Annotated in this window: 15 protein-coding genes and 1 pseudogene; 6 read left to right on the top strand and 10 right to left on the bottom strand. The window is 73.6% G+C overall.

The features are described 5' to 3' along the window. The first annotated feature begins 4 nt into the window (after window positions 1-4). Entirely contained in the window at window positions 5-811 is an 807-nt protein-coding gene (locus ACZ6TB_RS05810; protein ID WP_465551039.1) for a thioesterase family protein, read from the top strand. Here the strand turns inward: ACZ6TB_RS05810 and ACZ6TB_RS05805 are convergent. Continuing rightward, window positions 808-3,084, bottom strand: a complete 2,277-nt coding sequence (locus ACZ6TB_RS05805; protein WP_465551038.1) for a putative bifunctional diguanylate cyclase/phosphodiesterase — start codon at window positions 3,082-3,084, stop codon at window positions 808-810. The genes ACZ6TB_RS05810 and ACZ6TB_RS05805 overlap by 4 nt on opposite strands. A 153-nt stretch (window positions 3,085-3,237) precedes the next feature. On the opposite strand from ACZ6TB_RS05805, the gene ACZ6TB_RS05800 reads away from it, so the two are divergent. Beyond that, window positions 3,238-4,311, top strand: coding sequence for a glycoside hydrolase family 19 protein (locus tag ACZ6TB_RS05800; RefSeq protein WP_465551036.1), 1,074 nt, complete (start codon window positions 3,238-3,240; stop codon window positions 4,309-4,311). A 17-nt stretch (window positions 4,312-4,328) separates the two neighbouring features. Further along, window positions 4,329-4,967: a maleylpyruvate isomerase N-terminal domain-containing protein gene (locus ACZ6TB_RS05795; RefSeq protein ID WP_465551034.1), complete on the top strand. Its 639-nt coding sequence runs from the start codon at window positions 4,329-4,331 to the stop codon at window positions 4,965-4,967. Window positions 4,968-4,981: 14 nt separating this feature from the next. On the opposite strand, the gene ACZ6TB_RS05790 is transcribed toward ACZ6TB_RS05795, so the two are convergent. Then, window positions 4,982-5,275, bottom strand: coding sequence for a hypothetical protein (locus ACZ6TB_RS05790; RefSeq protein ID WP_465551032.1), 294 nt, complete (start codon window positions 5,273-5,275; stop codon window positions 4,982-4,984). Between the two features lie 44 nt (window positions 5,276-5,319). Beyond that, window positions 5,320-5,844, bottom strand: a complete 525-nt coding sequence (locus ACZ6TB_RS05785) for a hypothetical protein (protein ID WP_465551030.1) — start codon at window positions 5,842-5,844, stop codon at window positions 5,320-5,322. An 83-nt stretch (window positions 5,845-5,927) separates the two neighbouring features. Here ACZ6TB_RS05785 and ACZ6TB_RS05780 point away from each other — a divergent pair, with 83 nt between their 5' ends. Further along, entirely contained in the window at window positions 5,928-6,506 is a 579-nt protein-coding gene (locus ACZ6TB_RS05780) for a GNAT family N-acetyltransferase (RefSeq protein ID WP_465551028.1), read from the top strand. Further along, the gene (locus tag ACZ6TB_RS05775) at window positions 6,421-6,708 is read left to right on the top strand and encodes a hypothetical protein (RefSeq protein ID WP_465551026.1); all 288 of its coding nucleotides are present in this window, start codon (window positions 6,421-6,423) and stop codon (window positions 6,706-6,708) included. The genes ACZ6TB_RS05780 and ACZ6TB_RS05775 overlap by 86 nt, the downstream gene beginning before the upstream one ends. A 251-nt stretch (window positions 6,709-6,959) precedes the next feature. Here ACZ6TB_RS05775 and ACZ6TB_RS05770 read toward each other — a convergent pair. Continuing rightward, a pseudogene (locus tag ACZ6TB_RS05770) lies at window positions 6,960-7,163 on the bottom strand (hypothetical protein); the annotation flags it as partial. Continuing rightward, a complete protein-coding gene (locus ACZ6TB_RS05765; protein ID WP_465551024.1) occupies window positions 7,160-8,542 on the bottom strand; it encodes an aminotransferase-like domain-containing protein in 1,383 nt (460 codons plus the stop codon). The pseudogene ACZ6TB_RS05770 and the gene ACZ6TB_RS05765, both read right to left, overlap by 4 nt. Here ACZ6TB_RS05765 and ACZ6TB_RS05760 point away from each other — a divergent pair. After that, window positions 8,541-9,452 carry a DMT family transporter gene (locus ACZ6TB_RS05760; protein ID WP_465551022.1) on the top strand — a complete coding sequence of 304 codons (912 nt, stop codon included), beginning with the start codon at window positions 8,541-8,543 and terminating at the stop codon, window positions 9,450-9,452. The two genes, ACZ6TB_RS05765 and ACZ6TB_RS05760, sit on opposite strands and share 2 nt — an antisense overlap. Here the strand turns inward: ACZ6TB_RS05760 and ACZ6TB_RS05755 are convergent. The 5 genes from ACZ6TB_RS05755 to ACZ6TB_RS05735 all read right to left on the bottom strand — a co-directional run bounded on the left by ACZ6TB_RS05755 (window position 9,434) and on the right by ACZ6TB_RS05735 (window position 13,298). After that, window positions 9,434-9,889, bottom strand: a complete 456-nt coding sequence (locus ACZ6TB_RS05755; protein WP_465551020.1) for a hypothetical protein — start codon at window positions 9,887-9,889, stop codon at window positions 9,434-9,436. The two genes, ACZ6TB_RS05760 and ACZ6TB_RS05755, sit on opposite strands and share 19 nt — an antisense overlap. An 89-nt stretch (window positions 9,890-9,978) precedes the next feature. Then, window positions 9,979-10,824, bottom strand: a complete 846-nt coding sequence (locus tag ACZ6TB_RS05750) for an ABC transporter permease (protein WP_465551018.1) — start codon at window positions 10,822-10,824, stop codon at window positions 9,979-9,981. Continuing rightward, window positions 10,821-11,714, bottom strand: a complete 894-nt coding sequence (locus ACZ6TB_RS05745) for an ABC transporter ATP-binding protein (RefSeq protein ID WP_465551016.1) — start codon at window positions 11,712-11,714, stop codon at window positions 10,821-10,823. The genes ACZ6TB_RS05750 and ACZ6TB_RS05745 overlap by 4 nt, the downstream gene beginning before the upstream one ends. Further along, window positions 11,708-12,793: a hypothetical protein gene (locus ACZ6TB_RS05740; protein ID WP_465551014.1), complete on the bottom strand. Its 1,086-nt coding sequence runs from the start codon at window positions 12,791-12,793 to the stop codon at window positions 11,708-11,710. The genes ACZ6TB_RS05745 and ACZ6TB_RS05740 overlap by 7 nt, the downstream gene beginning before the upstream one ends. After that, entirely contained in the window at window positions 12,777-13,298 is a 522-nt protein-coding gene (locus ACZ6TB_RS05735) for a sigma-70 family RNA polymerase sigma factor (RefSeq protein WP_465551012.1), read from the bottom strand. The genes ACZ6TB_RS05740 and ACZ6TB_RS05735 overlap by 17 nt, the downstream gene beginning before the upstream one ends. Window positions 13,299-13,344: the final 46 nt, after the last annotated feature.

The following is a 13,344-nucleotide window of genomic DNA, read 5'->3' as shown; positions in this document are numbered from 1 at the left end:
CAATATGAAGACGTTCGCGGAGGCCACGGCCGTGCGGCCGGTGGACGGCGCCTTCCGGGCCGACCTCGACGCGCAGTGGGCGGTCGGCGACAAGCTGCACGGCGGCTACCTGATGGCGGTGCTCGCCCGCGCGGTGACGGCCGCCGCGAGCCACCCGCACACGGTCGCGGTCAGCACCTCGTTCCTGCTCCCGCCCGCGCCCGGCCCGGCCGAGGTCACCGTCACGCCGCTGCGCGAGGGCCGGTCGACCGGCCAGTTCCGGGCCACGCTCGCCCAGGACGGGAAGGTCTGCGCCGAGGCGCTGGTCACCCAGGGCGTGCTCGACGACGCCGTGCCGTACTGGTCGGCCGCGCCGCCGCCGGAGCTGCCGCCCGAGGACGACTGCTTCCTGCTGCCGGCCGACGCGCCGGGCGCCGCGTTCCGGGTCCACCTGCTCGACGTCGTGGAGCACCGCCTCGACCCGGCCTCGCTCGGGTTCGCCGTCGGGCAGCCGTCGCCGAAGGGCCGGGTCGGCGCCTATCTGCGGCTCGCCGACGGGGCCGACTGGGATCCGCTGAGCATGCTGGTGGCCATGGACCTGGCCCCACCGATCTCGCTGACCCTCGGCGTGACCGGGTGGGCGCCGACGATCACCTTCACCGCCTACAACCGCCGGCTGCCGGCCGCCGGCCCGCTCCGGATCCTGATGAGCGCGGCCGAGATCACCTCGGGCCGGATGGACGAGACGGCGCTGGCCTGGGACGCCAAGGGCAACCTGGTGGCGCAGGCCAGTCAGCTGGCCGCGATCCGGGTGCCCGGGGGCCGTGCCTAGGCGACCGCGGCGACCTCGCCGGCCGGCTCGGGCTCGGCGTTCCACTCCGGGGACATCTCGATCATGCGGCTGATCTCGGCGGCGCCGACCGGGCGGGTGAACAGGTAGCCCTGGGCGGCGTCGCAGCCGAGCTCGCGCAGCTTCTCCAGGGTCGGCTCGTCCTCGACGCCCTCGGCGATGGCCCGCAGCCGCAGCGCGTGGGCCAGGGCGATCATGGCGTTGACCACGCCCTCGCGGGCCGGGTCCTCGGTGATGCCGGAGACGAAGCTGCGGTCGATCTTGAGGGCGTCCCAGTGCCGGTCGGCGAGGCGGGAGACGGACGAGTAGCCGGTGCCGAAGTCGTCGACGGCCACGGCCACGCCGTGCCGGCGCAGGTCGGCCAGCGTGCCCGTCATGATCGCGTCGTCGACCAGCGCGGTCTCGGTGACCTCGAGGATCAGGGCCGAGGCCGGCGCGTCGTGCGCCTCCAGGGCGGCCAGCACGATCGGGACCAGGCGCTGGTCGCTGAGCTGGCGCGGCGACACGTTCACGGCCACCGGCGGGCGCCAGCCGAACTCGTCCAGCCACGCGTCCTGCGCGGCCAGCACCTGGTCGAGCACCTGCTCGAAGAGCTGCCCGATGATGCCGTGCGTCTCGGCGTGCGGCACGAACTCGTCCGGCGACAGCAGGCCGCGCTCGGGGTGCTGCCAGCGGACCAGGGCCTCCAGCGCGTACAGCCGGCCGGTGACGATGTCGATCTCGGGGTGGTAGACGCACAGCAGCTCGCCGTTGGCGAGGGCGTGCCGCAGCTCGGTGTCCAGCCGCAGGCGGGCGCTGGCCTCCACCGCGTACGCGTCGTCGAAGCGCTCGGCCCGGCCGCGGCCGCCGCTCTTGGCCCGGTACATCGCGGCGTCCGCGTCGCGGAGCAGCTCGGCCGGGTCGGCCTGGTAGTCGTCGGTGGTGCGCACGCCGACCGAGACCGACGGGTAGAGCTCGGTGCCGTTGATGACGATCGGCTCGGTGAACGTGGTGACCAGCCGCTCGGCGACGACGTCGGTGTCGGCGTCGGTGGCGCCGGGCATGAGGATCACGAACTCGTCGCCGCCGAGGCGGGCCACGATGTCGCGGTCGTCGCGCACCGAGGCGACGATGCGCTCGGCGATCGTGACCAGCATGCGGTCGCCGGCCTCGTGGCCGAGGCTGTCGTTGACGTCCTTGAAGCGGTCGAGATCGCAGAAGAGCAGGGCGACCTTGCTGCTGCCGTCGGCCGGCAGCTCGGCCAGCGCGAAGGTCAGCCGGCGCAGCAGCTCGGTACGGTTGGGCAGGCCGGTCAGGGCGTCCTGGGTGGCGCGCCGGCCCATGTCACGCAGCGGGCGGCGGATGCGGATGGCGGCCAGCGTGGCCGAGACCAGCACGGCGATGGCCACGAGCCGGGTCGGGCCGTGCGAGCTGACTACCGCGTACCCGTCGAGCGCCAGCACCCCGGCGATGACGACCAGGTAGCGGCGCACGCTCAGGATGTTCGTCGAGACGTGCAGCGGCACGTTGAGCTGCTGCATCTGCGGGTGCAGCGCGGCCGCGCCGAGCAGCAGCGGGAACAGCATCCAGCTGAAGTCCAGCCAGCCGCCGCCGGTGTAGGTGCCGTTGAGGCTGGCGGTCGCGTAGTAGGCGTCCGGGACGAACCAGGCCACCATGCCGGCCACCAGGAGCCGGGCCGGGATCTTGCGCATCTCCATGCTGAGGCCGGCCCGCAGCGCGCCGAACAGCACGATCAGCGTGCCGACCGGGGTGCCGACCGCGACCAGCACCGCCAGGCCGTTGCCGCCGTCGTTCAGGGTCGGGCTGATGATGTGGATCCAGTACTGCAGGGCCAGCGGGACGGTCAGGACGCCGGCCTCGAGCATGCTGTCCCGGCCGGCGTGGTGGCTGAGCCGGACCACGCCGGCGGCGGCCAGCAGGTGGGCGGCGATGTAGAGGACGTCGGCGACCGACGGAAACGGCGGTTCGGTACGGAACAGGTCGTAGCCCGCGAAGATGATGTCGCCCAGCGCCGACAGCGTCAGGGCCGCCGCCAGCATGGTCCAGGCCGAGCGGTTGCGCGGGCGGTTCCGGTAGAGGCCGATGATCGCGGCGATGGCGCCGCTGGTGTTCACCGCCGGGAAGATCCAGTTGGTGATCTGGTTCTGCGGCAGCACGGTGTAGGCCGTGGCGGCGATCGTGCCGGCGAGCAGAAACCACAGCCAGGCCAGGCCACGAAGCGGTCTGGGGCCGTGGCCTCCAGGTGATTCGGGCATGGAGGCTCCAAGGAAAGGGATCGCCCAGCCGGCGGGGCCGCCGGAGGGGGACTCCGTTGTGATCGGCGGTGGCCGCCGCGACCTGAACGATTCCCGTTGCCCGAAAGTCTTAAGTTTCTTTACAGTCGTGAAGACATTTGGTTTCGTCTATCCATGACGAAACGAGGCGTGTTCGCGGCCGTGGCCGCGGCGCTGATCGCCGCCGCCGCGGCGATCCTGCCGATGACCGCGTCCGACGCGGCCACGGCCTGTGTGACTCCCTACAACAGCTCGGCGGTGTACACCGGCGGCATGACCGCCTCCTACAACGGCCACAACTGGACCGCCAAATGGTGGACGCAGGGCGAGGCGCCGAGCACCGGCGGCTCGGGCGTCTGGCAGGACGGCGGCTCGTGCGGCGACGGCGGCGGGGGCGGTGGGGGCGGGACCACCTGCAACTACCCGAACTGGGTCGCCGGGCAGTATTACGCGGTCGGGGCGATCGTCCGGTACACCAACGGTCAGTACTACCAGGCGACGCACGAGAATCCCGGCTACGACCCGACGATCAGCACCTGGTTCTGGTCGCCGTACTCCTGCACCGGCGGCGGCGGCGGGGGCGGCGGAAACTCGGGGTTTGTCGTCAGTGAGGGCGTTTTCAACCAGATGTTCCCGGGGCGGAACTCCTTCTACACGTACGCCGGGCTCACCGACGCGATGAAGAAATATCCCGCCTTCGCCACCTCCGGCAGCGACACCGTGAAGAAGCAGGAGGCCGCCGCCTTCCTCGCCAACGTGAGCCACGAGACCGGCGGGCTGGTCTACATCGACGAGATCAACACGGCCAACTGGCCGCACTACTGCGACTACTCCCAGCCGTACGGGTGCCCGGCCGGCCAGTCCGCGTACCACGGCCGTGGGCCGATCCAGCTGAGCTGGAACTTCAACTACTACGCGGCCGGCAACGCGCTCGGGGTCGACCTGCTCGACAACCCGGGCCTGGTCGGCACCAACGCGTCGATCTCCTGGCAGACCGGCCTCTGGTACTGGATGACCGGCACCGGGAACGCCGGGACGACCTCGCACAACGCGATGGTCAACGGCCAGGGCTTCGGCACCACGATCCGGGCCATCAACAGCATCGAGTGCAACGGCGGCAACCCGGCCCAGGTGCAGAGCCGGGTCGACCTCTACACCCGGTTCGCCGGCCTGCTCGGCGTGGCCACGGGCGGCAACCTCGGTTGCTGACGTGACATCATCGCGCCGTGGACGCATTGACCGATGAGGCCGCGGCGTTTCTCGACGGGGTGCGCGGGCTGGCGCCGGCCGACTGGGACCGGCCCACCCGTTGCACCCCCTGGGATGTGCGGGAACTGGTCGCTCACGTGGTGACGGCGCTGGACCGCGTACGGGAAAATCTCGCCCGGCCGGCTCCGGACGGCCCGGACACGACCGCGGTGAGCTACTACCGCCCCGATGACCGATTCAGCCCGGCCACCAACGCCGACCGCATCCGCACCGCGCAGGCCCGGCCCGTCACGCCCGGCGAGGTGGCCGCCTCCGTCGCCGAGCTGCTCGCCGCGGTCGAGCGCGAGCCGGCCGGCCGCCTGATCCGCACCCGCCACGGCGACGCGATGCCGCTCTCCGAGTTTCTGATCACCCGCGTGGTCGAGCTGGCCCTGCACGGCCTCGACGTCGCCGACGCGGCCGGCCGGCCGCCGTGGCTCACCCCCGCGGCCGCGGAATGCCTGTTCGCCCTGCTTTTCGCCACTCCGAGCGCGGTGGCCGAGCTCGGCTGGGACGAGGTGACCGTGCTGCGCAAGGCGACCGGGCGCGCCGCCGTCACCCCGGCCGAGGCGGCGGCCATGACCCGGGCCGGCCGGCGGGAGCTCGCCTTCGGGTGACGCCGCGCCCCGGCTCAGAAGGCCGGCTCGCCGCGATCGACCGCACCGAGCCAGTTCTGCGCCTCGGCGAGCCGGCCGACCCGCCAGGACACGGCGGCGGGCTCCCCGGCGTCGGCGCGCGCGTCGAGCTCCGCCACCCGTCCCGCCCGGGCCAGGACGGCGACCAGCTCGTCGCTTGCCCCGCGGCCGGGGATCTCGGCGTCACGCACCAGGGCGACCGCCTCGTCCATCCGTCCCTGGTCGGCCAGCGCGTCGGCGACGGCCGGCCGGAGCTCCGAACAGCTCGTCCCGGTGAACGGGTGGGCCACGACCAGGGCCTCGTAGCGGATCGCGCGCCGGCCCGTCCACCGGGCTACGGCCGAGGCTCGGAGCCGGTACCCTCCGGGTGGCGGCCCAGCGTGCCGCCGAGATAGAACGGCACGTCCGCCAGCGAGCGGCCCATCGAGCGGCGGATCGCGTTCAGCAGCGCCAGGTGGGCGGCCGCGGCCGGTCGCGACGCCTCGGTCAGGGCCTCCTCGTCGAGCGGGTTCGTGACCATGTCGTGGGCGCCGTGCGCGGTCAGGAAGACGGCGACCCCCCGGCCGAAGTCGTCGATCGCGCGCGCCACCGGCAGCGGGGCGACCAGGCTCGCCGACGTGAGCGCGACGCTCCAGGCGGCCCAGTCGGCGTCGGCCGCCACCCGATCGAGGTGGGCCCGGCGCAGCGTCATCATGAACCGCGAGTACTGCGCGAACAGCTCCTGATAGGCCAGCAGCTGCTTGTCCCGCAGCCAGTGCCGCTCCTGCGCCCGCCGCGAGACGAGGCCGCCGACGACCACACCGAGCGTCGCCGAGAGCGCACCACCGAAGGTCGTCACCAGAACCGGCGTCACATCCACGACCCGGAAGTCTCGCACCCGGCCGCAACGCTCCGATCGGCCGGCCGTGGCGGGATGCCGCCGGGAGACGGTAAACCTTGGTGGTGACTGACGTGCGCATCGTGCATCTGAGTGGGCCGGTCTTCCGGGACCTCGCCGTGGGCGACCCCTCGTCGAGCCCGGTTCCGCTCTCGCCGTACCTGGTGGGGCCGGAGTGCCAGGGCGTGTGGCGGCGCCGGAGCGAGCAATGCGCCCGGGAGCCGGAGGTCGCCGCCTGGGTGACCGGCATCATCTGGGACGAGGCGGCGGGGGTGGCGGTCGGGCGCGCCGGGTTCCACGCGCCGCCGGACGAGGCGGGGCTGGTCGAGATCGGCTATGCCGTGGACCCGGCCCATCGCCGCCGGGGCTACGCGCGGGCCGCGCTCGAGTCGTTGCTGGCGCGGGCGGAGGCGGATCCCCGGGTGCGGCGGGTGCGGGTCAGCATCCGGCCCGACAACGTGGCCTCGTACGGTTTGGCCATGCGGTACGGGTTCACGAAGGTGGGCGAGCAGTGGGACGACGAGGATGGGTTGGAGTACGTCTATGAGATCGCCAGCGATGTCCCGTCTCCTGGCGCTGGCGGCGGCCGCGATCGCGCTGGTGATGCTGATCGTCTACCTCGGACTGATCCACCGGCAGGGTGACGAGCCGGCGGTGTGGTTCCTGGCCGGGCTGGTGGTGGCCGCGCTGCTGGCCGGGTACGGCGCCGTTCGCCCGCGCCGGCCGGCCCTGACCGCGTCGGGCGTGCTGCTGGTCGGGCTCGGGCTGGCCGGGATCCTCACGATCGGGCTGCCGATCGTGGCGGCCGGCGGGCTGGCCCTGACCGCCTCCTACGTGAACAGGTAGCGGTGGTCGCGGGCCCAGCGACGCTTGGCGTCCATCGCGTCGAGGGCGCCGCTCTGCTGCCAGGCGGCCTGCGGCTGACGCCCCTCGGCGGCCAGGGCCGGGGTGCGCCGCGCGACGCTGTCCTGCTGGGCGAAGACCTCGTCGACGAGTCCGTCCGTGGCGGTCAGGCCGTAGGCGGCGGCGAACAGCTCGATGCGGCGCCGGCGGTCGGCCGGCGCCGGGTCGTCGACGACCTTCGACCAGCCCGCCGGCCCCGACTCGCCGGCGAGGTAGGTGAGCACCTCCCGGCCTTCCTCGTCGATGCCGAGCAGGCGCGGAGCGTACGGGAAACCGATCGTCTCCAAATGCCGCAGCAGCTCGTGAACCGACGCCGACCACGGGTGCGTCGGACGCCGGACGGTGTCGCCGATGCGAACCACCCGGCGGTGCGGATCGTCCTGGAGGACCTCGGTCATCCGAGGCAGCGTGCCAGGCGGCGGACGGCCTCGTCCATCCGGTCCGGCGGGGCGACGGCGTAGGTGAGGCGGAGGTACGGCGCCGGGGGCTCGGCCGGGAACCACGGGCGGCCGGGGAAGACGACCACGCCCTCGGCCGCGGCCGCCGTGGCCAGCGCGACGTCGTCGGTGGCCGGGGGCAGCGGCGTCCACAGGTGCAGGCCGCCGCGGGGGACGACCGGCGGGACCAGCGGCGGCAGGTGGCGGTGCAGGGCGGTCAGCAGTGCCTCGCGACGCTCGCGCAACGCCGTGCGCAGCGTGCGCAGGTGGCGGGCCCAGCCGGGGGCGGTGACCAGTTCGAGGGTGGCCTGCTGGAGCGGGCCGGCTACGAAGAAGTCGTCGAGCAGGCGGGCCGCGCGCAGGCGTTCCCGGGCCGGGCCGCGGGCGCCGATCGCGGCCACGCGCAGGCCGGGCGCCGCCGACTTGGTGAGCGAGCGCAGGTAGATGACGTGGCCGTCGGGGTCGTCGGCGGCGAGCGGGGGAGGGGCGTCACCGTCGATCGTGAGGTCCCGGGCGTAGTCGTCCTCGATCAGGAAGGCGCCGGCCGCGCGGACGGCCGCGGCGACCGCGGCCCGGCGGTGGGCCGCGAGCGTCGCGCCGGCCGGGTTGGAATGCAGCGGCTGGCAATAGAACAACCGGGCGCCCGTACGCGCGAAGGCCGCCGCCAGCTGATCGGGCAACACACCGCCCGCGTCGGCCGGCACCGGCGCCACCCGCAGCCCGGCCGCGCGCGCCGAGGCGAGCGCGCCCAGGTAGGTCGGCGACTCGACGAGCAGCGTGTCGCCGGGCGCCGCCAGCGAGCGCAGCGCCGAGGAGAGCGCGGCCTGGCCGCCCGGGCAGATCACCATGTCGTCGGCGTGCAGGCCGACCTCGCGGGCGAACCAGGCGCGCAGGTCGGCCCGCCCCTCGACCGGCCCGCGCTGCCAGGTCGCGGGCTGCCGGGCGACCCGGGCCAGGGCGGCGCCGAGCGCGGCGGTCGGCTGGAGATCGGCGTCGAGGTAGCCGCCGGAGAGCGGGATCGCCCCGTCCGGCGGTAACGCCAGTAACGCCTGCATGTCGGCGTTACCGGCCGGTCCGGCGCCCAATGCCACCGTCTGCCAGGACAGATCGGGCGTTCTGCCAACCGGGGATCGGGCGGCGACGAAGGTACCCTTCCCCGGCCGCGTCTCGATGACGCCCGCCGCCACCAGGTGCCGGATGGCAGCCGTCACGGTTACCGGGGACGCGCGGTGACGGTCACTCAGGACACGCACCGACGGGAGGCGGCCCCCGGGCGGGGTGGCGGCGGCCAGGACCCGGAGACCTTGGATAACGCGCTCGACTGCGTTACCGTCATTCATGGAGACGAAGAGTAGCGCTACCGAGCCGAAGACGGTAACGGCCGGCCTCGCCCTCGGCGCGCTGGGGGTGCTGGCGTTCAGCATGTCGCTGCCGATGACCCGGGTCGCGGTGCAGCACCTCGACCCATGGTTCGTGGCGTTCGGCCGGGCGGTCGGCGCCGGCCTGCTGGCCTGGATCTACCTGCGCGCCACCGGGGCGCCGCGGCCGACCGGCGACCAGTGGCGGCGGCTGGCGATCGTGGCGCTCGGCGTCGTGGTCGGCTTCCCGCTGTTCACCTCGCTGGCGCTGACCTCGCAGACCTCGGCGCACGGCGCGGTGGTCATCACGGTGCTGCCGGCCATGACCGCCGTCTTCGCCGTGCTGCGGGCCGGCGAACGGCCGCCGCCGCTGTTCTGGCTCGCGGTCGCCGGCGGCCTCGCCGCGGTGCTGGTCTTCCTCGTCACCACCGGAACGGTCCACGGGTCGCTCTCCACCGTCGACCTCTACCTGCTGGCGGCGGTGGTGCTGTGCGGGCTGGGCTATGCCGAGGGCGGCCGGCTCGCCCGGGAGCTGGGCGGCGCCCGTACCATCTGCTGGGCCTTGATCTTGTCGTTGCCGGCCACCGTGACCATCGCGCTCGGCGCGGCCACCTTTCACCCGCCCCGGGCGAACGCCGCCGCCTGGGCGGCGTTCGGCTACCTCACGGTGATCTCCATGTTTCTCGGCTTCTTCGCCTGGTACGCGGGCCTGGCCCGGGGCGGCATCGCGCGGGTGGGCCAGATCCAGCTCGGCCAGCCGGTGCTCACCCTGCTCTGGTCGGCGCTCCTGCTCGGCGAGACGGTCACCCCGGCCTCGATCGGCGCCGCCCTGCTGGTGCTGGCGTGCGTGGTCCTCACCCAGCGCAGCCGGGCTCAACCACGCGGGCTGTAGTCGCGGGTCTCGATGGCCTTGACCGAGTTGGCGAACGCCTTGGTCAGCGTGCCCTTGCCGGCGGTGCCGAGCAGCAGGCCGACGACCTTGCCCTTGAAGTTCTTGCCGTCGCGCACGACGACCGCGTCGATGTCGGTCCGGCCGTCGGGACGGCGGGTGAGGGTGTACGTGTGACCCGACGCCCCGCCCCACAGGTTGGAGTCGGTGGTCTTCATCGTCACCCGCGACGGGTCGGACCAGTCGTAGGAGAGGCGCTCCCAGACGCCGCCCGCGCCCTCGGTGACATCGGCGTGCGTCGCGTCCTGGGAGTGCACCTGCAGATCCTCGTCCGAGCTGTTGCCGAACAGCTCCTTGCGGCCCGGGCCGAAGTCGGTGAGGCCGGTGATGAACTGCTCGGGGGTGGCGGTGGTGGTCGCGTGCATGCGGATCGTGGACATCGCGGGGGCTCCTTCGGCTCGGTTGCCTACAGATTCCCCGGTGCGGGACCCCGGCCGCCCCAGGGAGATCCCTGGCCCGGGCCCTGGCGTCACAGGTCGCGGCGCTGGAAGGCGACGGCGGCCAGCCCGAGCACGGCCGCGACCCACAGCACGGTCCAGCTCAGATAGGCGATGGTGAGGGAGGCCTCGCTGACGAACGGCGAGTGCCCGAGCCCGGTCGCGAACTGCGCCATCACGCCCGGGTCCTGGAACGCGTTCATCGCGCCCTGCCACAGCCCGTCGGTCGGCAGCAGGATGCGGGAGACCGTGCCGACCCGGGCCACGCTCTCGTTGCCGAGGTCCTCCCCGACGGAGCCGACCACACCGGCGATCCAGGTCGCGCCGAACAGCCCGACCGCGACGATGCCCGAGGCCATCGGCGAGACCGCGGTCGACAGCAGCAGGCTGAGCGTGAGCAGCACGGCGGCCTGGCCGGCGAGCAGGACGAGGCCGGTGACCGGGTGCGGCGGCCAGTAGCCGATCGCGACCCGCACGATGACGAGCTGGGCGAGCCCGGCCACGCCGACGAAGCCGCAGGCGAAGACGACCAGGCCCAGCCATTTGCCGAGCAGCACGCCGGCGCGGCGGATCGGGCGGGCCAGCAGGGCGAGCGCGATGCCGGACTCGGCCTCGCCGCCGACCGTCGGGCCGGCCAGGAACGCGGTGCCGAGCGCGGCGATCAGGCTGAGCCCGAACATCACCAGGTTGAGCACCGAGGAGGCGGTGATCTGGGCCTCGCCGCTGGTGAGGTCGCCGAACTCGGCCTCGATCCGGCTGAAGCCCCAGGCGCTGAGGGCGAGCAGAATTACGGTCAGTATCGCCAGGGATCTCAGCACCCGGCGGCGGGCCGCTTCGCGCAGGGTCAGGGCGGCGATCGTCCCGATGGTGCGAATCATGATTTGTCCCCCGCGCGCAGGACCTCGAGAAGGCGCTCCTCGAGGCTGACATGACCCGGTTCGACAGCGTGGATCTCCACTCCGAGCCCGACGAGGCCGGCGACGAGATCGGGCACGTCGGGCGGCCTTTCCCCGGCGTACGTCTGCTTGTTTATGGATTTTTGTCCGTATTTGTCGAGCAGGGCTTCGGCCTGGGGCGTGACGTTCCCGAGTCGCAGGGAGAGCGTGGGCCGGCCGAGGAGATCGCCGAGCGTGCCGGCCGCGGCCACCCGCCCGTGGTCGAGGATCACCACCCGATCGCAGACCCGCTCGACCTCGCCGATCAGGTGCGAGTTGAGGAGCACGGCCACGTTCCGCTCCCGCAGCGACAGCAGCAGATCGCGCACGTCGGCCCGCCCGAGCGGATCGAGCGCGCTCGTCGGCTCGTCCAGGATGACCAGCTCCGGCCTCGCCACCAGCGCCACCGCGAGCCCGAGCCGCTGCTGCATGCCCTTCGAGAACCCGCCCACCCGGTCGCCGGCGCGATCGGCCAGGCCGACGGCGCCGAGGCTCTCCTTCGCCGGCACTTCAACACCGCTCAGCCGTACGTGCAGAGCCAGCACCTCGGACGCCGTCAGCCACGGCTGGTAGCGGAACAGCTCGGGCAGGTACCCGACCCGGGCCCGCGAGCGCGGCTCCCGCCACGGCTGCCCGAGCAGCATGATCTCGCCGGCGTCGGGTCGCACCAGCCCGAGCAGCATCTTGATCACGGTCGTCTTGCCGGCGCCGTTCGGCCCGAGCAGCCCGACCACCTCGCCCCGGTCGACGGTCAGGGAGACGCCGTCGACCGCCACCCGCCGCTTGTAGGTCTTGCGCAGCCCGTCGCACCAGACCGCCGGTGACGTCACCACTGCAGCTCCCGGGCCACCGTCAGCACCTCGTCCGCGCTCAGGGAACCGGCCACTCCCGTCGCCACCCCGTCCTTGACCCAGATCACCGCGGCCAGCGAGCTGTCACGGGTGGTCATCACGGTGGCCGGCACGCCGCCGACATCCGCGGTCGAGGCCTTCTCCCGTTCCGCCTTGACGATCAGCGGGAACGTCCGGCCGTCACCGGTGAAGTCGCGCAGCTGGGCCGCCACATCGGCGGGCAGGCCGGGAAGCGTGAGCAGGTAGTCGCGGGCGGTCGCGAAGGCGATGCCCGAGGAGAAGGCCGTCGGCGGCACCGCCCGAGCCACGATCAGGGCCGGGACGCCGCGCGCCTCCGACCAGACGGCGGCCACGCCGGGACCCGCGGTGAGCCGGAATTCGGCACCGTCGAGGCCCGCCGGCGGCGGCGGGAGCGGTTTTCCGGCTTTTTCGGACATAACCCTGGCTTTTGCCGCGGAGAAGGTGAACGTCGCGCCGATCCGGTCGCCGACCTGATAGCTGGGCGAGCCGGTCACGCCGTGCGGCAGGTGAGCGACCTGCGGCACGGCCAGCCCGCTCTCGTCGCGGGCGGCGGCGGCGCTCGCGACCCGGTGGATGTTCGCCCGCTGGGTGATCTCGACGCTGCCGTAGGCGGAGAGGTCGGGCAGCTTCAGCAGGTCGTCCTGGTTCACGGTGATCGGCGCGACCTTGGCGGTGTGAAAGATCGGCAGCCAGTCGGTGGCGGCCGCGGCAGTGGCCCCGGCCAGCAGCGCGGCGACCGCCGCCCCGGCCACGAACGGGCTGCGGATCGCCTTCCGCCACCGGGACACCCGCCCGGCCCCGGCCCGGCCCGGTGCCGCCGCCGAGAGACGCCGCCACGCCGCGTCGACATCGACGTCGGTGGCGTCGACCTCCAGCACGCCGGCCGCGAACGCGGCGTCGGACCGGACCGTGGCGAGGGTGGCCTGGCAGACCGGGCAATCGGCGACGTGGGCGCGGTCGGTGTCGGCGACCCCGGCCACCCCGGCCGGCTCGGGCTCGTCGGCCAGGCGGCGCAGCGTGCCGTCAGTCGGATGGCGCATGGCTGGTCAACTCCTCGTGAAGGGCGGAGCGAAGGGCGGCCTCGGCACGCCGCACGGTGGTGCCGACGCCGCCGGGCGCGATGCCGAGGGCGGCGGCGACCTCGGCGTAGCTGAGGCCGGAATGCCGCAGCACCAGCGCCACGGCCTGCTTGCGGGGAAGCCGCGCGAGCGCCGCGCGCACCCGGCGGCGCTCGTCGCCGGCCACCACCGCGTCGGCGATGTCGGGCGCGACCGGATCGTGGCGGCCGGCGGCCTCCTCCCGGCTGGCCCGGCGGCGACCGGCGCGGATGTGGTTGAGCGCGGTGTGCACGGCGGCCACCGACAGCCAGCCGAGCGCCTCGCCGGCCGGCACCGACGAGCGCGAGAACGTCAGGAAGACCTCCTGCGCCACGTCCTCGGCCTCGTGGCGGGCACCGAGCACCCGCGCGGCGACCGCCACCACCCGCGGGTAGGTGGCACGGAACACCTGCTCGAGGTCGGGTCTGCTACCGCCGGCCGCTTCCATACCCGTCAAGCACCGCCGACGGCGCGCATGTGACCGATCGGGCGTT

The sequence above is a fragment of the Actinoplanes sp. NPDC051537 genome (assembly GCF_055586105.1).
This window is presented reverse-complemented; position numbering and strand designations above follow the sequence as displayed.

What these genes read in the sequence shown, in the direction of transcription:
- ACZ6TB_RS05810 (WP_465551039.1), top strand. Translation starts at nt 5, where the DNA reads ATGAAGACGTTCGCGGAGGCCACGGCCGTGCGGCCGGTGGACGGCGCC.
- ACZ6TB_RS05805 (WP_465551038.1), bottom strand. Translation starts at nt 3,084, where the DNA reads ATGCCCGAATCACCTGGAGGCCACGGCCCCAGACCGCTTCGTGGCCTG.
- ACZ6TB_RS05800 (WP_465551036.1), top strand. Translation starts at nt 3,238, where the DNA reads ATGACGAAACGAGGCGTGTTCGCGGCCGTGGCCGCGGCGCTGATCGCC.
- ACZ6TB_RS05775 (WP_465551026.1), top strand. Translation starts at nt 6,421, where the DNA reads ATGTCCCGTCTCCTGGCGCTGGCGGCGGCCGCGATCGCGCTGGTGATG.
- ACZ6TB_RS05760 (WP_465551022.1), top strand. Translation starts at nt 8,541, where the DNA reads ATGGAGACGAAGAGTAGCGCTACCGAGCCGAAGACGGTAACGGCCGGC.
- ACZ6TB_RS05765 (WP_465551024.1), bottom strand. Translation starts at nt 8,542, where the DNA reads ATGAATGACGGTAACGCAGTCGAGCGCGTTATCCAAGGTCTCCGGGTC.
- ACZ6TB_RS05755 (WP_465551020.1), bottom strand. Translation starts at nt 9,889, where the DNA reads ATGTCCACGATCCGCATGCACGCGACCACCACCGCCACCCCCGAGCAG.
- ACZ6TB_RS05750 (WP_465551018.1), bottom strand. Translation starts at nt 10,824, where the DNA reads ATGATTCGCACCATCGGGACGATCGCCGCCCTGACCCTGCGCGAAGCG.
- ACZ6TB_RS05740 (WP_465551014.1), bottom strand. Translation starts at nt 12,793, where the DNA reads ATGCGCCATCCGACTGACGGCACGCTGCGCCGCCTGGCCGACGAGCCC.
- ACZ6TB_RS05735 (WP_465551012.1), bottom strand. Translation starts at nt 13,298, where the DNA reads ATGGAAGCGGCCGGCGGTAGCAGACCCGACCTCGAGCAGGTGTTCCGT.